This is a genomic window from Acinetobacter sp. 1130196 (assembly GCF_000588095.1).
GTDB classification, from domain to species: domain Bacteria; phylum Pseudomonadota; class Gammaproteobacteria; order Pseudomonadales; family Moraxellaceae; genus Acinetobacter; species Acinetobacter nosocomialis.
In genome coordinates this window covers 1-21,538 of record NZ_JFWX01000055.1, presented here as the reverse complement: position 1 = coordinate 21,538, position 21,538 = coordinate 1, and the positions used below count along the sequence as shown (strand labels likewise).

Sequence of the window (21,538 nt, the reverse complement as noted above, 5' to 3'; positions counted from 1 at the left end):
CCTGCCGTTACACTATCAATATTCAGATCACGATTTAAGCCATACTGAATCGTATTGCCGGTCTTGCTCACTTTCAGGTTGCTTTCACCTGCAACCGTACCAATATCAACCGTATCTCCAGCTTTTACTGCAGCCGCATTGGTACCATTGCTTTGTAGTGTCCAGCCTTTGTCTAATGCAGTGATCGCATCGCCCACGTTATTCACATTGTTGCCATTTACGGTATAGGTCGGTGAGCTTACCGCACCTGTTGTACTGTCATAGCTTGCCCCACCACCCAGATTGTTGGCCGTGCTGTTACCCAAAGCATCGGTCTTGTTGTTGCTTGAGATGCTTAATGCATCAAGCTGGCCTTTGTTTACTGCATCGGTAGCATTGGTACCTGCTGCTACATTAGTGATCGTGTTGCCTGCAGCATCAATACCAGTCTTAGTGACACTTGGGCCACCTACAATGCTTAAACCATTGCTATCCAGCTTGCTGTCACCTGCCGTTACACTGTCAATATTCAGATCACGGTTTAAGCCATACTGGATCGTATTACCGGTCTTGGTCACTTTCAGGTTGCTTTCACCTGCAACCGTACCAATATCAACCGTATCTCCAGCTTTTACTGCAGCGGCATTGGCACCATTGCTTTGTAAGGTCCAGCCTTTATCCAGTGCTGTGATCGCATCGCCCACGTTATTCACATTGTTGCCATTTACGGTATAGGTCGGTGAGCTTACCGCACCTGTTGTACTGTCATAGCTTGACCCACCGCCCAGATTGTTGGCGGTGCTGTTGCCCAAGGCATCAGTCTTGTTATTGCTTGAGGTGCTTAACGCATCAAGCTGACTAACATTGACAGCATCAGTCGCATTGGTTCCAGCTGCAACGTTAGTAATCTTCTGGTTACCCGCATTAATACCTGCAGTCGTTACACTTGGACCGCCGGTAATGGTTAAACCACTGTTATCAACCTTGGTATTCCCAACTGTTAAGCTACCCGCATTGGTTAATGCAATGTTGTCATTTACATTGTATTTATAGGTATTGGTGGCAGGGTCATACACTGCTGTAGTGTTGGTGCCATCTGCAAAGTTAACCGTTTCACCCAACTTCACATTGTCAGCCGTGCCACCATTGACACTAAAGTTCAGGCCTTTGTCTGCCGTTGCTTGTGCAGCTGCTGCATTGGTAACTGCCGTGTTTGCAGTATTTTGGGCTGTTGCCGCATTCGTTACTGCTGTGTTTGCGGTGTTCTGAGCAGTGGTTACATTCTGATTAGTCGTATTTAACTGGCTACCATTTACTGCATCTGTAGAACTCGCTGAAATAGTTCCAGCTGCAACATTGGTAATCTTTTGGTTGCCCGCATTAATCCCTGCAGTCGTTACACTTGGACCACCTGTAATGGTTAATCCACTGTTATCAACCTTGCTATTCCCAACTGTTAGGCTACCGGCATTGGTTAATGCAATGTTGTCATTCACATTGTATTTGTAGGTATTGGTGGCAGGGTCATACACGGCAGTGGTGTTGGTGCCATCTGCAAAGTTAACCGTTTCACCCAACTTCACATTGTCTGCTGTACCACCATTGACACTAAAGTTCAGGCCTTTATCTGCCGTCGCTTGTGCTGCTGCCGCATTCGTTACTGCTGTGTTTGCGGTGTTCTGAGCAGTGGTTACGTTCTGGTTCGTGGTATTTAACTGGCTACCATTCACTGCATCTGTAGAGGTCGCAGAAATAGTTCCAGCTGCAACATTGGTAATCTTCTGGTTACCCGCATTAATCCCTGCAGTCGTTACACTTGGACCGCCGGTAATGGTTAAACCACTGTTATCAACCTTGCTATTCCCAACTGTTAAGCTACCCGCATTGGTTAATGCAATGTTGTCATTTACATTGTATTTATAGGTATTGGTGGCAGGGTCATACACTGCTGTGGTGTTGGTGCCATCTGCAAAGTTAACCGTTTCACCCAACTTCACATTGTCAGCCGTGCCACCATTGACACTAAAGTTCAGGCCTTTGTCTGCCGTTGCTTGTGCAGCTGCTGCATTGGTAACTGCCGTGTTTGCAGTATTTTGGGCTGTTGCCGCATTCGTTACTGCTGTGTTTGCGGTGTTCTGAGCAGTGGTTACGTTTTGATTAGTCGTATTTAACTGGCTACCATTCACTGCATCTGTAGAGGTCGCAGAAATAGTTCCTACTGCTACATTGGTAATCTTCTGGTTACCCGCATTAATCCCTGCAGTCGTTACACTTGGACCACCTGTAATGGTTAATCCACTGTTATCAACCTTGGTATTCCCAACTGTTAGGCTACCCGCATTGGTTAATGCAATGTTGTCATTCACATTGTATTTGTAGGTATTGGTGGCAGGGTCATACACGGCAGTGGTGTTGGTGCCATCTGCAAAGTTAACCGTTTCACCTAACTTCACATTGTCTGCTGTGCCACCATTGACACTAAAGTTCAGGCCTTTGTCTGCTGTCGCCTGGGCAGCAGCTGCATTGGTGACTGCCGTGTTTGCCGTATTTTGAGCTGCTGCTGCATTCGTTACCGCTGTATTAGCAGTATTTTGTGCTGCTGCCGCATTCGTTACCGCTGTATTAGCAGTATTTTGTGCTGCTGCCGCATTCGTTACCGCTGTATTAGCAGTATTTTGAGCAGTGGTTACATTCTGGTTCGTGGTATTTAACTGACTACCATTCACTGCGTCTGTAGAACTCGCAGAAATAGTTCCTGCGGCAACATTGGTAATCTTCTGGTTAGCCGCATTAATACCGGCTGTGGTTACACTTGGACCACCAGTAATGGTTAATCCATTGTTATCTACCTTACTATTGCCAACCGTTAAGCTACCCGCATTGGTTAATGCAATGTTGTCATTCACATTGTATTTATAGGTATTGGTTGCTGGGTCATACACTGCTGTGGTGTTGGTGCCATTGGCAAAGTTAACTGTTTCACCTAACTTCACATTGTCAGCCGTGCCACCATTGACACTAAAGTTCAGACCTTTGTCTGCCGTTGCTTGTGCTGCTGCTGCATTGGTAACTGCCGTGTTTGCAGTATTTTGGGCTGCTGCCGCATTCGTTACTGCTGTGTTTGCGGTGTTCTGAGCAGTGGTTACATTCTGATTAGTCGTATTTAACTGGCTACCATTCACTGCATCTGTAGAAGTAGAAGAAACTGTTCCAGCTGCAACATTGGTAATCTTTTGGTTACCCGCATTAATACCTGCAGTCGTTACACTTGGGCCACCAGTAATAGTTAAGCCACTGTTATCAACCTTGCTATTCCCAACCGTTAGGCTACCCGCATTGGTTAATGCAATGTTGTCATTCACATTGTATTTGTAGGTATTGGTTGTCGGGTCATATACTGCTGTGGTGTTGGTGCCATTGGCAAAGTTAACTGTTTCACCTAACTTTACGTTGTCAGCTGTGCCACCATTGACACTAAAGTTCAGACCTTTGTCTGCCGTTGCTTGTGCTGCTGCTGCATTGGTGACTGCCGTGTTTGCAGTATTTTGAGCTGCTGCCGCATTCGTTACTGCTGTATTTGCGGTATTCTGAGCAGTCGTTACATTCTGATTAGTCGTATTTAACTGGCTACCATTCACTGCATCTGTAGAGGTAGAAGAAATCGTACCGGCTGCTAAATTGGTAATTTTTTGATTATTAAGGTTAGCGCCGCCATTTAGGTTACTTGCGCCAGTAACATTTAATGAGCCGCCAGTCGTTAAGTTACCCGCTGTGACAGTACCAGAAAAAACAGGCGCATCCGCCATCTGAATATTAACTGTGTTACCAGTCACAGCCGTTTTTAAGTTATTTCCAGAATAGGTTCCAGCAGTTGAGCCTGCTCCAGTGATATTAAGTGTTGTACCTAAATTATTTGCTGAACTTCCTGTATTACCAGCGAAAGTAATAGGTTTTACAACTTCATTATTTAGATTAGTTAAGGCCCCTGACACTGTATTAACAGGAGTATAAGTTGTTCCATCTGTTTTAGTGATCGTATAACTTGGGGCCGTATATACATCTGTTGCAGGATTATATGCTGCACCACCACCCAATGCGGTCGTATTGCCTACAGCACGATTATTTACATCCTTTAACTGAGCAACCGTAACCGCATCTGAATCGGCAGCACCATCGGCTACGTTTTGAATACGTCGAGTATTTGTTGCTGAGCCCACCGAAACAACACCATTGGTTGTAGATGCTGCAACATTTGTTATATATGAATTACCACTTTGTACCGTAGTTGTAGAACCCGCGCCTAAAGCCACTGAATTCGTTACACTTGCGGTTGATCTAGGCCCAAGGGATACACTATTTGCTGCTGAGGTTAAGCTATTAGTACCTATAGCAACACCATCAACGGCGTTTGTATCTACCGTCGCTGTATTACCAATTGCAGTAGCATTATTTGCCCCACTGTTAACTTGAGCATTTTTTCCTATCGCCATTGCTGCTGTTGAACCAACAACTTGGCTCATCGCACCAATTGCGACACTGTAACTAGAAGCACTATCAACTGCTGTAAAAGATGATCCCGTTGCCAAGCCTTCTGCAACAAGATCTGCATCACTGTTATTTTGAAGTGCAATTGATTGCGCGCCAGCAGCACTTGCTTGTCCCCCAACTACTGTTGAGTTTACCCCTGTCGCATTTACATAATTTCCTAATGCAGTTGAATCTGCTGCGCTGGCATTTGCTCTTGAACCAACGGCTAATCCGTTAGAATCATTTGCAGTAGCCGGAGTACCGGTGTTTGCACCTATGGCAATACCATTACTGATGGTTGGGCTTGTATCAATAATTGAACCATACAAATTTGTGTAGTCAGCCCACACATGTGAAGCGGCTAAACAGGAGATGATAGATAATACAAGGGCCTTAGGTCTAAATTTCTTTTCTCTAGAAATGATCTCATTTTGTGAACTAGTTATTTCAGAAGATGATGAAACAGAACCAGTTCTCGTTTTACTTTTAGCCAATTCTGATACAACAGTCCATGTACCAATAGAAGCATTCCATACAACTTTGTATATCTTATTCATAATCCCACCCGTAAACTTGACGCTTACATTTGTAAAGTTTTGCAATCAAAATAGTTAAATTGCTTATTTTTTGTGAAAATATCTTTTTTATTTTGAGAAGTAAATCACATTTTAAAATATCAAAATCAAACAAAGTCACAACAATTGCCAAATTTTGTTAACTTTTTTTATACTTAGAAAAAAATAGTAATTTAATCAATTTTTTAATTTTTCTTAACGTTAAAAATTAAAAACGCTTTTGTTACATTTTTTTACGATTAAGGTGTTTTTTGTCATTTAAATTCATTAATTATTTCATAAAAAATTTAAGCTATTGATATTTATATTTTTATTCTACTTTTACGTAGGTATAAGATATATTTAGACAATTTTTTATGATCAAATTCTAATATTTTCAATGCATTAATATCTTTCATATAAATATTGGCAGAGTTGTAAATAAGAAAATTCAAATAAAAATAGTTAAAAATTCAAATAGATAAAAATATTAATTATAATTTTTCTTATTTTTTTATAATCTATAAAAGTAATCCTTTTTAATAGGATTACTTTTATGTGGTAGATCATTTACCAACTTATATTGACACGTCTATTTGGCGCTAAACATTCAATAAGCTGTGAATTATTTTTTCCTGAACATTGCTTGTATAGATCAGTTTGGCTATTCGCCTGTATCTGTATACGTGTAGGATCAATACCTTGTTGAACCAATAACTTGGCAACTGTATTAGCACGCTGTGAAGACAATTCTTGATTATAGCTAAATTTACCCAATCGATCGGTAAAACCTGAAACAATAACTGGTGTTGTTGTCTGGCTTTTTTTGATCTGTTCAGCAATTTCCTGCACACTATGAACACCTTGTTCAATAGCATTATTATCAAATCTATCAAAGGTGAATAACACACTTGCTGCCCGCTCAAAAATTAAATTAGTATGCTCTGGCGACTGATTATACCCTCCCCAAGTAGCCAAACCTTCGCATGCCTCACCTTTCCAAAATAAATTTTCTGCCAAATATTTTTTATTAAAATCAATGCGTAACTGACAGCGTTGATATTGATTACTATTTGGTATACGTATATCTAATACATAGTTCCAGACTTTTACTCCAAATAGTCCTTCACTAAATTGTGGATTGCCTAGTAAAGCTCGAATTTGATCTTTATCTAATCCTTTATCCAAACGTGCAACGTCATCATACTCATAACGTTTTATTTGTTTAAGATAACTCTTTTCAATTGCTGGGAATTTTACTTCATTTCTTTGAATTGCTACTTCAGTATCCGTAAATCCAGTAATACTTAAACTTACCAAGATGCCCATTACCAAAATTTGAATATTTTGCTTCATTTTCATACTCACAATATTATTTTAAAGGAGAGATAAACTCTCCTTAGCTAGGCAATCAGTCAATTACTGTACTTACGCCAACACGAACTAATGGGCTACCCTGACTTCCAAGCGATGCACCTGTTGTAAGTGACCAACGTCCATTATCAGCAGTTTTACGTAAGGTCACACCTACAGCATTTTGCTCATTGTAATAAGCAGCACCAACCGCCATCGTTAATTTTCCTGGAATAAATGGCGCATTTTCAAGTGCCGCATTTGCAGCAATACCCGCAGACATTTTTTCTTCTAATTTGTCGATACGTTGGTTTGTCGAATAGAATGCTTGCTCAAGCTTATTGGTTACACTGTCAATTTTGGTATTTAATGTTTGATCAGCCTGATTCAATGCACCTATCGTATCACCAACATTGTTGTAAGATTTATCACCTACGTTATATGTCGGATTTGAGAAGCTTTGGGTAATATTGTCATAACCTGCTCCACCACCTAAGTAGTTTACAAGTGCCTGATTTGTGGTATTAAGTTGAGAACCATTTACTGCATCTTTTGAAGTCGTCGTAACGGCTCCCGCTTTAACACCAGTTACCGTACGGTCACCTGCTGTTCCTGCAACATTCACTTGAGTGCCGCCAGTATCTTTACCAACAGTAATCGCAGCATCTTTATTAGCTTGCTGAACTAAACCTGATTTACCATTGTTAATATTGCTGATGTCAGTCTGAAGGTTCGAGATATCGCCCGTATTTTTGTCGACCTGTTGTTGAACAGTCCATAACTGACCTCCATTCACTGCATCTTTAGAACCTGCTGCTACAGTACCATCCGCTACATTCTTAAGTGCAGTACCATTTGCCCCACCAGCGAATGTCACTGAATCTTTATTCACAGTGCCATCTGCATTTTTGTCATACTGAACTGCACTATTAGCCAAAGCACCAACATTGTTATTAATGTTCGTGATTGCGCTATCTAGTTGTCCTTTGTTTACCGCATCTGTAGAAGAAACCCCTGCCGCAACATTACTTATCGTTTTATTACCAGCACTAATTCCAGAAGTAGTGATACTCGGACCGCCAGCAATGATTAAGCCTGTTGATCCTAACTGAACGTTATCGCCAACTTTTACGCCAGTCGTATCGATAACTGTAGTACCAGTCGTGACACTATCAACTTTTAAGTTTTTGTTTAGTGCAACTTTAATATTACCTTCATTATCTGTCTCATTAGTCTGAGCAACAGTTAAGTTATCATCACCAGTAAAGTTCACTTTACCATTTGGTTTGATGTTTTTAGCAGTCGCTGCATCACCATTGGCTGAAACTGTCCAGCCTGCATTCGCTGCTGTACCTGCATCAGTAACTGCTTTATCCAAGGCTGTTAAAGCGTCACCAACATTGTTTGCACTTGTACCTGCAACATTATAAGTCGGGTTAGAAATCGAACCATCTGGATTAGCTTTAGCATCACCACCAAAAATATTGGCTATAGAATCACCATTCTTAGTCACACGACTATCGAGAGTATGTAACTGACTACCATTCACTGCATCTGTTGATGTAGCAGAAACAGTACCTGCTGCTACGTTAGTAATCTTCTGACTAGCTGCATCAATGCCAGACTTGGTCACGCTTGGGCCACCAGCAATGGTTAAACCAGTGGTGTCTAGCTTGCTATTACCTGCTGTTACACTGTCAACATTTAGATCACGGTTTAAGCCATACTGAATCTTGTTACCAGTCTTGGTTACTTTTAGGTTGCTTTCACCTGCAACCGTACCAATGTCAACTGTATCACCAGCTTTCACTGCACCTGCATTGGCACCATTGCTTTGTAGTGTCCAGCCTTTATCCAGTGCTGTGATCGCGTCACCAACGTTGTTCACGTTGTTGCCATTCACGCTATAGATCGGTGAACTGACTGCACCTGTAACCGGATTATAAACTGCTCCTCCACCCAGATTGCCTGCCGTACTTGTACCTAAAGCATCTGTTCTAGTATTCGCTGCTGTAGTTATTGCCCCAAGTTGACTTACATTAACAGCATCAGTTGCATTGGTTCCTGCTGCTACATTGGTAATTTTCTGGTTACCCGCATTAATACCTGCAGTCGTTACACTTGGGCCGCCGGCAATGGTTAATCCACTGTTATCAACCTTGGTGTTACCGACCGTTAAACTACCCGCATTGGTTAATGCAATGTTGTCATTTACATTGTATTTATAGGTATTGGTCGCAGGGTCATACACTGCTGTGGTGTTAGTGCCATCTGCAAAATTAACCGTTTCACCCAGCTTCACGTTGTCTGCTGTACCACCATTCACACTAAAGTTCAGGCCTTTGTCTGCCGTCGCTTGTGCTGCAGCTGCATTCGTCACTGCCGTGTTTGCAGTATTTTGAGCATTGGTTACATTCTGGTTCGTGGTATTTAACTGACTACCATTCACTGCATCTGTTGATGTAGATGAAATCGTCCCTGCCGCAACGTTAGTAACCTTCTGGTTACCCGCATTAATACCTACAGTCGTTACACTTGGACCACCAGCAATGGATAGACCACTGTTATCAACCTTGCTATTCCCAACCGTTAAGCTACCCGCATTGGTTAATGCAATGCTGTCATTTACATTGTATTTGTAGGTATTGGTGACAGGGTCATAGACTGCTGTGGTGTTGGTGCCATTAGCAAAGTTAACCGTTTCACCTAACATCACATTGTCTGCCGTCCCACCATTGACACTAAAGTTCAGGCCTTTGTCTGCCGTTGCTTGGGCTGCTGCAGCATTGATCACCGCTGTGTTTGCAGTGTTTTGGGCAGTGGTTACATTCTGATTAGTCGTATTTAACTGGCTACCATTCACTGCATCTGTAGAGGTCGCAGAAATTGTTCCAGCTGCTACATTAGTAATCTTTTGGTTACCCGCATTAATACCTGCAGTCGTTACACTTGGGCCACCGGTAATTGTTAAACCAGTGGTGTCTAGCTTGCTGTCGCCTGCCATTACACTATCAATATTTAGATCACGGTTCAGTCCATACTGGATCTTGTTACCAGTCTTAGTTACTTTCAGGTTGCTTTCGCCTGCAACCGTACCAATGTCAACTGTATCACCAGCTTTCACTGCACCTGCATTGGCACCATTGCTTTGTAGTGTCCAGCCTTTGTCCAGTGCAGTGATCGCATCACCAACGTTGTTCACGTTGGTGCCATTCACGCTATAGATCGGTGAACTGACTGCACCTGTAACCGGATTATAGACTGCTCCTCCACCCAGATTGCCTGCCGTACTTATACCTAAAGCATCTGTCTTGGTATTCGCTGCTGTAGTTATTGCCCCAAGTTGACTTACATTAACAGCATCAGTTGCATTGGTTCCAGCAGCTACATTGGTAATTTTCTGGTTGCCAGCATTAATACCTGCAGTCGTTACACTTGGGCCACCAGTAATGGTTAAGCCATTATTATCAACCTTGATGTTACCTACCGTTAAGCTACCTGCATTGGTTAATGCAATGTTGTCATTCACATTGTATTTATAGGTATTGGTTGCAGGGTCATATACTGCTGTGGTGTTGATGCCATCTGCAAAGTTAACTGTTTCACCTAACTTCACATTGTCTGCCGTACCACCATTGACACTAAAGTTCAGACCTTTGTCTGCCGTCGCTTGGGCTGCAGCAGCATTGGTCACTGCCGTGTTTGCAGTGTTTTGGGCAGTGGTTACATTCTGGTTCGTGGTATTTAACTGGCTACCATTCACTGCATCTGTAGAACTCGCAGAAATAGTTCCTGCTGCTACATTGGTAATCTTCTGGTTACCCGCATTAATACCTGCAGTCGTTACACTTGGACCACCTGTAATGGTTAATCCACTGTTATCAACTTTGCTGTTGCCTACTGTTAGGCTACCGGCATTGGTTAATGCAATGTTGTCATTTACATTATATTTATAGGTATTGGTTGTCGGGTCATACACTGCTGTGGTGTTGGTGCCATTGGCAAAGTTAACTGTTTCACCCAGCTTCACGTTGTCAGCCGTGCCACCATTGACACTAAAGTTCAGACCTTTGTCTGCTGTAGCTTGTGCTGCTGCTGCATTGGTAACTGCCGTGTTTGCGGTATTCTGAGCAGTCGTTACATTCTGATTAGTCGTATTTAACTGGCTACCATTCACTGCATCTGTAGAGGTAGAAGAAACTGTTCCAGCTGCAACATTGGTAATTTTCTGGTTGCCCGCATTAATCCCTGCAGTCGTTACACGGGGACCACCGGGAATGGTTAATCCACTGTTATCAATCTTGCTATTCCCAACTGTTAGGCTACCGGCATTGGTTAATGCAATGTTGTCATTCACATTGTATTTGTAGGTATTGGTGGCAGGGTCATACACTGCTGTGGTGTTGGTGCCATTGGCAAAGTTAACTGTTTCACCCAGCTTTACGTTGTCAGCCGTGCCACCATTGACACTAAAGTTCAGACCTTTGTCTGCTGTAGCTTGTGCTGCTGCCGCATTCGTTACTGCTGTGTTTGCGGTGTTCTGAGCAGTGGTTACATTCTGATTCGTGATATTTAACTGGCTACCATTCACTGCATCTGTAGAACTTGCTGAAATAGTTCCAGCTGCAACATTGGTAATTTTCTGGTTACCCGCATTAATGCCTGCAGTCGTTACACTTGGACCACCGGTAATGGTTAATCCACTGTTATCAACCTTGCTATTCCCAACTGTTAGGCTACCGGCATTGGTTAATGCAATGTTGTCATTCAGATTGTATTTGTAGGTATTGGTGGCAGGGTCATACACTGCTGTGGTGTTGGTGCCATTGGCAAAGTTAACCGTTTCACCCAGCTTCACGTTGTCTGCTGTACCACCATTTACACTAAAGTTCAGACCTTTGTCTGCCGTTGCTTGTGCAGCAGCAGCATTGGTCACCGCTGTGTTTGCGGTATTCTGAGCAGTCGTTACATTCTGATTAGTCGTATTTAACTGGCTACCATTCACTGCATCTGTAGAACTCGCTGAAATAGTTCCAGCTGCAACATTGGTAATTTTATTTCCGCCATTGTCTAGCCCAGTATTCGTTAATTTTACTGGACCATTAGCTCCGCCATTAACTGTAACCCCTGAACTATTCAGGGTCGTATTACCAGTTGTTACACTATTTAATGAAATATCATCTGCTAAATCAAAAGTAACATCAGTATTGCTATTTAATTCGTCCGCTACTTTAGCAATAGTATTTTTACCATTGATAAAGCTGACTTTATCAGTAGTACTATCACCAATAGTTGCTTTATTTGTTGTTCCTTGACGTACCGTAAATGTATTCGCATTTACAGTATAAGTCGTTATACCGTTACTATCAGTTCCCTGAGCAACTGTCGTACCTGTTCCGGCTAAAACTTTAGAAGTTGCTTTCTTTAACTGTGCGACATTGGCTGCATCTGTATCATTCGTTCCAGCCGCAACGCTAGTAATCTGACGAGTTCGTGTAGTTCCATTTCCAACTGAAACAGCAGCATCTGTCGCCTTCCAAGTACTATTCGTATTTGTCGTGCTCGTTTCAGTTAAAGGGTCATATCCGAGTGACCCCGAAGCTCGATCAGCCACTGAATCAATACCTAGAGCAACAGAGTTAGTTTGTAAGGTTTGTGCTCTTACACCAATTGCTACAGATGTTTGAGAGGAAGCCGCACTATTTGAACCAATAGAAACACTTTGGTCGCCAGCTGTGGCAACTGAACCAACCGCTACAGCCAGATTTGATGCTGTTGATTGCGTACCTACAACTACCGCATTTGTGCCAGTCGCAGCAGTGTTAGTACCTATTGATATCGAGTTTGCTCCAGATGCACTAGCACCCTTTTTACTCGCTGACGCACCTGATTGAACATAGGCTGTGCCTTTTAAGTCACTTCCAGCACCAATTGCAATGGAATCACCTCCTGTAGCAGCGGAGTTAACACCTACAGCAACATCACCTGTATTTTTGGTATAAGCCAGTGAACCAATCGATAAACTGCCTTGCCCTTGTGCTTCTGCTTTTACACCTAAAGCAACTGAAATTGGTGCCCCAGCCGTCGCTACTGCCCCTAAAGCTGTACCCAAATCAGTAGCTGTAGCCTTAGGGCCTACTGCAACTGCAGCTTCACCTGTTTGTACTCTGGTATAACGATTTCCTATCCCAGATGCACCGCCATTTGTTTTTTCAAAATCAACCAAGTAATCGCCTGTCAAATTTTTATATGCAGCCGCTGTAGCAGTATTATTATATAGAGCGTTATCTCCGGCAGTTGGTGTGTAGTTATAAGCTGGCGGGTTTGTACTAGCAACTTTATCCATATCGTCAGCACCGATCGCTACAGATGAATTACCTGTTGCTGTCGCCTGACCACCTATTGCAAGAGCCTGAGATCCGCTTGCTCTGGATTCAGCACCAATAGCAATCGATTCATTATAATTTCCGATGGCATTTGCTGGATTTGCAGTAGATGCTTGGCTTCCAATTGCAATATCTCTATCTGAGTCTGTTACAGCACCGCAACCTAGCGCTAATGATCGGTCTCCCCCCACATAAGCTTGACCAGTGGTCGATCCAGATGTTGTCCCAGTACATGCTGAAATTGCTGTAGAATTAGTAGCTCCATTAGGACCAAGAGCACCGCCAGAAACTCCAACTTCAGCAAAAGTAATAGACGGAACGAGTACAGTTAATATGCCCCAAGTAAGTGGTTTAATTTTAAAATTAATTGAAGTTGAGGACTGTAGAAAATCGGTGGCTTCAGTAGAAGGCATCAAAGCATTATTTGTTCTTTGACTACGAGTTTTTGAATGACCCTTTGCAATTTCTGAAACAGCAACCCAAATTCCTAATGAAGCATTCCAAATTACTTTGTATATCTTATTCATATACTTACTCGCATTTTACAAAAAACAGACAATACTTACCTAAAGCTACACAAAGTTTCAAAAAACTAAAGGTATGAAAAATTTCGCGAAATATATCAAAGAAAAAATGAGAGGTAAATCACAGAAATTTACTGTAATGCGATGAAAAACAAGAAAAAAGAACAATATATAATCAAATAAATACAAAAAATATATTATGATTTTTTACTACAAATTTAACTTTGCAATTAAGTTCTGTGTTTTTTAGGCTAGAAAGATAATAAAAATAAAATATTGAGTTTAAATTTATATTTAAAAACTATCGTTTTACTTCATTAAAAAAATTTTAATTATTTCGATAAATAATTTTTTTAATAACTCATTGGTAAAGATATTCTTTGAAACATGAAGGGTAGATTCAAAAATTAAATGACTTACTAACCTCACCACACTTTTATAATTTTGAAAGATGATTTTTATATAAAAATTTAAGTATATCCTTTTTTGGTTTTTTAGCCTCTTAAAAACGAAAAAGTAACCACCCTATGGATGATTACTTTGCCGTGACAGACCGTTTTACCAACTTATATTAACACGTCTATTTGGTGCTAAACATTGAATAAGTTGTGAACTATTGTTACCGCTACATTGCTTGTATAAATCGGTCTGGCTATTTGCCTGTATTTGTATTCGGCTTGCTTCAATACCTTGTTGTACCAATAATTTAGCAACCGTATTAGCACGTTGTGATGACAATTGCTGATTGTAACTAAATTTGCCTAACCGATCTGTAAAGCCTGAAACAATAATAGGATTTGTTGTTTGGCTTTTCTTAATCTGCTCAGCAATTTTGATAATGCTATCAGCACCCTCTTCAATAGCATTAACATCAAATCGATCAAAAGCGAATAATACGCTTGCTGTACGATCTGCAATTACAGTGCTATGTGCTGATGCCTGATTATTTTCACCCCAAGCAACTAAACCTTCACATGCTTCACCTTTCCAAGATAAGCGGTCTGCTAAGTATTGCTTATTAAAATCAACACGTAACTGGCAACGTTGATACTGGTTTGTATTAGGAACACGGACATCTAATACATAATTCCAAACTTTTACTGCAAAAAGTCCTTCACTAAACTGTGGGTTTCCCAGTAAAGCTCGAATTTGGTCTTTATTCAGCCCTTGGTCTAAACGAGCAACATCTTGGTATTCATAGCGTTTTACTTGTTTCAAATAACTTTTTTCAATCACTGGAAAATGAATTTCCTGTGGCTGAGCTGGTTCATTTGCATAAGTTGTTACCGCGAAACCAGCAAAAGCTGCTACGACCAAGCTTTGGATTGTTTTATTCATTTCTATAATCTCTTTAATCTGTCGAGCAAGGAGAGCATTGCTACTCTCCTAACCAGTTTCTTAGTTAATAACACCACTAATACCAATACGAACGCTTGGCTCACCTTGGGATGCTGCTGCCACACCACCGGTGATTGACCAACGACCATTGTCAGATGTTTTACGTAAGGTCACACCGACTGCGTTCTCACCACCATGATATGCAGCGCCTACAGCATAGGTATATTTACCTGCTACAAATGGTGCATTTTCCAAGGCCATCGCAGCAGCAATACCCGCATTGGCTTTCTTCTCAACATCATCAATACGTTTATTGGTGTCATAGAACACTTGTTGTAACTGATCACCCAGATTGGTAATTTTATTACCCAATTCTTGGTTCGACTGATTTAAGGTACCAATGGCATCGTTAATATTGTCTTTGCCCGTTCCACCAATGTTTTTAGTCGTAATTGAACCATCACTATTAACAGTTGTATTTCCACCAATACTGTTTTTGATACTGTTTGAAATATTGTGAATCTGACCACCATTTACAGCTTGGTTTGAACCAGCTTTAATCTCGCCATCTTTGACCCCTTGAACACCTCGATCCCCGTCTTTCCCAGCCATATTTACGCTAGTACCACCTGTGTCTTTACCGACCGTGATTTCACCATTTGGTTTTTGCTGTTGAACTAAACCGGCTTTACCATTAGAAATGTTGTCGATGTTGTTTTGAATGTTCTTAATATCATTCGAGTTCTTATCGACTTGATTTTGAACATTCCATAATTGTCCGCCATTTACGGCGTCTTTAGAACCTTCAGCAACTTTACCATCAGCTACATTTTTCAGATTGGTACCTTTATCTCCACCACCTAAAGTGACTGAGTTCTTGTCGACATTGCCATTTTTATCTTTGTCATACTGCACCGCATGATCAGAAAGTTTGCCAATATCTTTACCAATTTGATCTTTAACTTCATTAATTTGCTTATCTAACTGGCCTTTGTTCACTGCATCTTTTGCATTAACACCATCTGCAACATTGGTAATTTGTTTACCACCTGCATTAATGCCGTTTACTGTAATACTTGGACCACCTTTAATGATAAGACCTTGCTGATTCAAGACATGACCACCAACATTTACACTGTCGAACTTCACATCTTTTAGCATCTCGATTTTGATGCCATCTTGTGTAGTACGAGTAATAATGTTTTCACCGCTGGTTTTATCTTCAGCAGTTTCTGGATTAGCCCCACCCACAATATTAATGGTGTCACCAAGCTTACGATGGACAGCTTTACCCTGAGTTGCTTTCTGGTCATTTGCACCAAAATTCAGCCCTTTTTGGGTCAAGTCATTTACACCATTTGTGACTTTGTCATCTACAGACTTGATTGCATCATTGATATTATTTTTACCCGTGCCACCAATGTTGCTAGTGGTCAGACTACCGTCTGGGTTTACAACTGTATTTCCACCAATACTATTTTTAATACTTGTTGAGATGTTATGAACCTGACCGCCATTTACAGCATCTTTAGAGTTTTGTGCAATTACACCGTTCGCGACATCAGTAATTTTCTTACCGCCAGCATTAATGCCATCTTTAGTCATGCTTGGACCATCTTTAATGGTTAAGCCATTATTAGTAAGTATGCTATCGCCTGTAGTAACGCTATCTAAAGTTAGATCTTTCTTGGTCGCTACCTCGTAGTTAGTACTACCATCTTTATTAACAGATTGTTTTACAACAATGTTATCGCCTTCAGTTACAGTCGTTTTTGCTTTAGTCGCAGTATTTTTTACTTCACTAATTGCATCATTAATATTGTTTTTACCTGTTCCACCAATGTTATTGGTCGTCAGGCTGCCGTCTGGGTTTACAACTGTATTGCCACCAATGCTGTTTTTAATACTGTTTGAAATATTATGAATCTGGCTACCATTTACCGCTTCTTTTGAAGTCGCTGAAATGTTGCCTGCTTTCACGTTATCTAAAACCGTACCGTCCTTACCTTTTAAGGTAACTTTATCTTTGGTTTTGGCATCATCGTATTTTACTGCAGCATCATCAGTTGCATTTTGCTTGGCAGCAAGATCATCTAACTGGCCTTTATTCACCGCATCTTTAGCATTTACGCCATCGGCAACATTGGTAATTTGTTTACCACCCGCATTAATACCTTCTTTAGTAATGCTTGGACCGTCTTTAATCGTCAAACCATTGTTGTTCAAAGTGGTATTGCCAGTAGTCACACTGTCAAACTTCGAGTCTTTTAACAGTTCAATCTGAATGCCATCTTGGGTAGTACGGGTAATAACGTTCTCACCGGTTGTTTTTGAAGCTGGAGTTGAAGCATCCGCACCGCCTACGATATTAAGCTTGTCACCAAGTTTACGGTGGACATCTGCTCCACTGTTGGCAGCAAAGTTCAGGCCTTTGTTTTCAACATCTTTAATACCGTTTGTGACTTTGTCATCTACAGACTTGATTGCGTCATTGATGTTGTTTTTACCTGTTCCACCAATATTATTGGTCGTCAGGCTACCATCTGGGTTTACAACTGTATTTCCACCAATACTGTTTTTAATACTGTTTGAAATATTATGGATCTGACTACCATTTACCGCTTCTTTTGAAGTCGATGAAATGTTGCCTGCTTTCACGTTATCTAAAACCGTACCGTCTTTACCTTTTAAGGTAACTTTATCTTTGGTTTTGGCATCATCGTATTTCACTGCTGCATCATCAGTTGCATTTTGCTTGGCAGCAAGATCATCTAACTGACCTTTATTCACTGCATCTTTAGCATTTACGCCATCGGCAACATTGGTAATTTGTTTGCCGCCAGCATTAATACCTTCTTTAGTAATGCTTGGACCTTCTTTAATGGTTAAGCCATTCGTATTTAAAGTTGTATTACCGGTAGTGACACTGTCAAACTTCGAGTCTTTTAACAGTTCAATCTGAATGCCATCCTTGGTAGTACGGGTAATGACATTTTCACCGCTGGTCTTGGCTGCCGGAGTTGATGCAGCTGCTCCACCTACAATGTTGAGCTTCTCACCAAGTTTACGGTGGACATCTGCTCCGCTATTGCCAGCAAAGTTCAAGCCTTTGTTTTCAAGCTCGCTCTTGGTACTGTCGATTTTGTTATTCAGCTCAGTTTTCGTATTTCCAATCGTGTTGTTTAACTCGGTCTTGGTATCGTTAATCTGAGTTGTTAACTGATCTTTAGTCGTATTTAACTTGGTGTTGGTATCGGTAATCTGGTTACCTAGATCTTTCTTGGCATCATTCAGATTTTTGTTGGTATCAGCGATCTGATTACCCAAATCTTTTTTCGCATCATTTAACTGATTATTGGTATCAGTGATTTTGCCATTTAGGTTCTCTTTGACTTTGGTGAGCTGATCAACATTCACCGCATCTTTAGCGTTGACGCCATCAGCTACATTGGTAATTTTCTTACTACCCGCATTAATGCCGTCTTTAGTAATGCTTGGACCTTCTTTAATCGTCAAACCATTTGTGTTTAAAGTCGTGTTACCCGTAGTGACACTGTCAAACTTCGAGTCTTTTAACAGTTCAATCTGAATGCCATCTTTGGTAGTACGGGTAATAACGTTCTCACCGCTGGTCTTGGCCGCCGGAGTTAATGCAGCTGCTCCACCTACAATGTTGAGCTTCTCACCAAGTTTACGGTGGACATCTGCTCCGCTATTGCCAGCAAAGTTTAGACCTTTGTTTTCAAGCTCGCTCTTGGTACTGTCGATTTTGCTATTCAGCTCAGTTTTCGTATTTCCAATCGTGTTGTTTAACTCGGTCTTGGTATCATTAATCTGAGTTGTTAACTGATCTTTAGTCGTATTTAACTTGGTGTTGGTCTCGGTAATCTGGTTACCTAGATCAGTTTTTGTACCATCTAACTTCTGATTTAAGTTTGTAATATTTTGGGCATTCTTACCAATATTGCTTGTATTTTGAGTGACACGACCATCAACGTTTTTAAGCTGGCGTACTGTTACTGCGTCTGAGTCAGCTGAGCCATCTTCTACATTGGTAATACGGCGTTCTTTTCCAGCTGATCCAACAGAAATAACACCATTAGATTTAGAAGCATCACGATTGGTCAGGAAAGAACTTCCTGTCGCTTCAGTTGCAACAGCATCTTGACCCAAAGCAACACTATTTTTAGCTTCTACTTTACTGCGTGCGCCTAAAGCAACACCACCTTCTACTGATGACTGAGCACTTTGACCAACTGCAACTGCATTTTCTTGATCGGCAATAGCACCGCCACCAATGGCTGCAGCATTTTTACCCTTGGCTTTAGCACCACCGCCTACAGCAGCAGCATTTTCGTTTGTAGCCTCAGCTCCTTTACCAATTGCAGCTGAATTATCGCCTGTTGCTTGTGCACCACTACCAATTGCTGCAGCGCTGTTCCCCGTCGCTTTCGCTCCTTCTCCTGGGGTATTACCAGAGCCAATTGCTGTTGAATTTGTACCCGATGCTAAGGAGTTAATACCCATAGCCGATGCGCCATCACCTGTTGCTTGTGCAACAGCACCGAATGCAGCAGCACCTTTACCCGAAGCATTAGACATCACACCGAAAGCAGATGAAGCATCACCAGTTGCTTTAGAGGTCATACCAAAAGCTGAAGAGAATGCTCCTGTACCCACCGCTTGAACACCAACAGCAGTTGAACCATGATTAGCTTCCGTAGTTGGATAACTGCCAGCCTTAAGTACTCCACCAGTAATTTCAGTATAGGTTTTACTTAATTCAGCATCACGTGCGATTTTATCAACATCATCGCCACCAATCGCAACTGATGAATTTCCTTTTGCAATCACGTCGGCACCAATCGCTACCGACTGATCACCAATTGCTTTCGTCTGATCACCAATCGCAATAGACTGATTACTATAGCCAGATGGCGTTCCTTCTGCCCCTTTAGTCGATGCATTACGTCCAATAGCAACGTCACCACGACCAATTGTTTGACTGCTACTTCCCATTGAAATTGCGCCAGAACCTGCTGCTTGTGCATATGCACCAATCGCCATTGCCTCACGAGCAGTAGCCGAAGTATTCACCCCAACAGCAATTGCATTACGTCCAGTTGCTCCATCATTTTCAAAATTACCACCTTGCTGGCCATTATCATTGATACTGACATAGTGAGTACGAGCTGCTTTTAACTGACGTATAGTGGCAGCATCAGAATCTGCTGCACCATCTGCTACATTTTGAATACGGCGCTCACTTCCCACATCGCCAATTGATAAAACACCAGTTGGAGCGGATTGTTTAGTTAAGAAACTTTCACCAGTAGCTTGGACTGCTTTTGAATCTTTACCTAATGCAATACTATTTTCTGCTTCTGAACGGGCACCTTTACCAATTGCTACACCACCATCAAAAGTAGCCTCAGCTTGGTCTCCAATTACAACCGCATTATCTTTTTGTGCTTTTGCGCCTGTACCAATTGCAACAGATTTTTTACCTTTAGACTCTGAAAATGCACCAATCGCTAAAGCATTTTCTTCCGTTGCTACTGCACCCCCCCCAAAAGCAATCGAGTCTTTACCCAGAGGTGGTCCCACATGTTTGAACAACTAAAAGCGTATTTATAAGTGATATTCCGCTCTAGTTAAGCCACCTTGTTTTGTTGGGGTAGCTGATCATAGTAAAACTCATTTGGTGTCATTTTGTCTAGACTCGAATGAGGTCGTTTCAGATTATAAAACTCAAAATATGCACTCAATTGCTTTTTCGCATCTGTGACACTGCTATAAGCTTTGAGATACACCTCTTCATATTTAACGCTCCGCCATAATCGTTCAACCATCACATTATCTACCCATCGACCTTTACCATCCATACTGATTTGAATGCCATTTGATTTCAATACATCAATAAATGCATCACTGGTAAACTGACTGCCTTGGTCTGTATTAAATATTTCAGGTCGACCATATTTTTCAATAGCTTCATTTAATGTTTCTATGCAAAATGTAACCTCCATACTAATCGATACTCTATGCGCAAGTACCTTGCGGCTATGCCAATCAATCACAGCACATAAATAAACAAAGCCTTTTGCCATAGGGATATACGTTATATCCGTAGACCACACTTGATTACTGCGCTGAATAGCCAATCCTTTGAGCAGATATGGATATTTGCGGTGAGCTTGATTAGCCTGGCTTAAATTTGGTTTGCAATATAACGCATTAATGCCCATTTTCTTCATTAAAGTACGTGTATGACGTCGTCCTATATGATGTCCTTGACGATTCAACAAATCACGCATCATACGGCTACCTGCAAAAGGGTATTGCATATGTAACTCATCCATACACCGCATCAGCTTCAGATCTGATGCACTCACAGGTTTTGGGCGATAGTAATAACAACCACGGGAGACTTTCAGCAGCTGAGCTTGCTTAGATACTGAAATCTGAAGTGAGTCATCGATTAACTTTTGTGGTTGAAGCGGCCCAGTTTCTTCAACACACCTTCTAAAAAATCAATTTCTAATGCCTGCTCACCGATTTTTGCATGTAGTTTTTTTAGATCGATGGGTGGTTCTGTTGGAGCTTTTGATTGATCGAAAGCTTGCGAGGAAGCTGAAATCAGTTGATTTTTCCAGTCGATAATTTGGTTTTGATGAACATCAAATTCAGCACTCAATTCAGCAAGTGTTTTTTCTGCTTTAATCGCAGCAAGTGCTACCTTAGCTTTAAAATCATTTGAATGATTTCTTCTTGGTCTATGTGCCATAAAATACTCCATATATTGATGTTTATAACATCATTTGGGGAGCAAAATATCACTTATAAGTGTTGTTCAAATTTCCTGATCCACCTCTAC

Annotated in this window: 5 protein-coding genes and 1 pseudogene; all 6 read right to left on the bottom strand. The window is 41.3% G+C overall.

Annotation, left to right across the window (positions count from 1 at the left end; all coding sequences use genetic code 11):
* The coding region (locus tag J671_RS25490; protein ID WP_031983507.1) for an ESPR-type extended signal peptide-containing protein at positions 1-5,063 on the bottom strand (5,063 nt) is incomplete at its 3' end.
* A 567-nt stretch (positions 5,064-5,630) separates the two neighbouring features.
* Positions 5,631-6,416: a trimeric autotransporter adhesin/peptidogylcan-associated protein TpgA gene (gene tpgA, locus J671_RS22315; RefSeq protein WP_004888186.1), complete on the bottom strand. Its 786-nt coding sequence runs from the start codon at positions 6,414-6,416 to the stop codon at positions 5,631-5,633.
* Positions 6,417-6,471: 55 nt separating this feature from the next.
* Positions 6,472-13,326 (bottom strand): ESPR-type extended signal peptide-containing protein, encoded by a 6,855-nt coding sequence (locus tag J671_RS22310; protein ID WP_031983505.1) that lies wholly within the window; start codon positions 13,324-13,326, stop codon positions 6,472-6,474.
* A gap of 555 nt (positions 13,327-13,881) precedes the next feature.
* Positions 13,882-14,661: a trimeric autotransporter adhesin/peptidogylcan-associated protein TpgA gene (tpgA, locus tag J671_RS22305; protein WP_006582062.1), complete on the bottom strand. Its 780-nt coding sequence runs from the start codon at positions 14,659-14,661 to the stop codon at positions 13,882-13,884.
* 60 nt (positions 14,662-14,721) lie between these two features.
* Positions 14,722-20,253: pseudogene (gene ata / locus J671_RS22300) on the bottom strand (trimeric autotransporter adhesin Ata); the annotation flags it as partial.
* A 62-nt stretch (positions 20,254-20,315) separates the two neighbouring features.
* Positions 20,316-21,460 (bottom strand): IS3 family transposase gene (locus tag J671_RS25480; protein WP_106105085.1). Its coding sequence is split into 2 segments (ribosomal slippage): positions 20,316-21,196 and positions 21,196-21,460, totalling 1,146 coding nucleotides; the frame shifts between segments, so codons are not numbered across the junction.
* Positions 21,461-21,538: the final 78 nt, after the last annotated feature.

What these genes read in the sequence shown, in the direction of transcription:
- tpgA (WP_004888186.1), bottom strand. Translation starts at nt 6,416, where the DNA reads ATGAAGCAAAATATTCAAATTTTGGTAATGGGCATCTTGGTAAGTTTA.
- J671_RS22310 (WP_031983505.1), bottom strand. Translation starts at nt 13,326, where the DNA reads ATGAATAAGATATACAAAGTAATTTGGAATGCTTCATTAGGAATTTGG.
- tpgA (WP_006582062.1), bottom strand. Translation starts at nt 14,661, where the DNA reads ATGAATAAAACAATCCAAAGCTTGGTCGTAGCAGCTTTTGCTGGTTTC.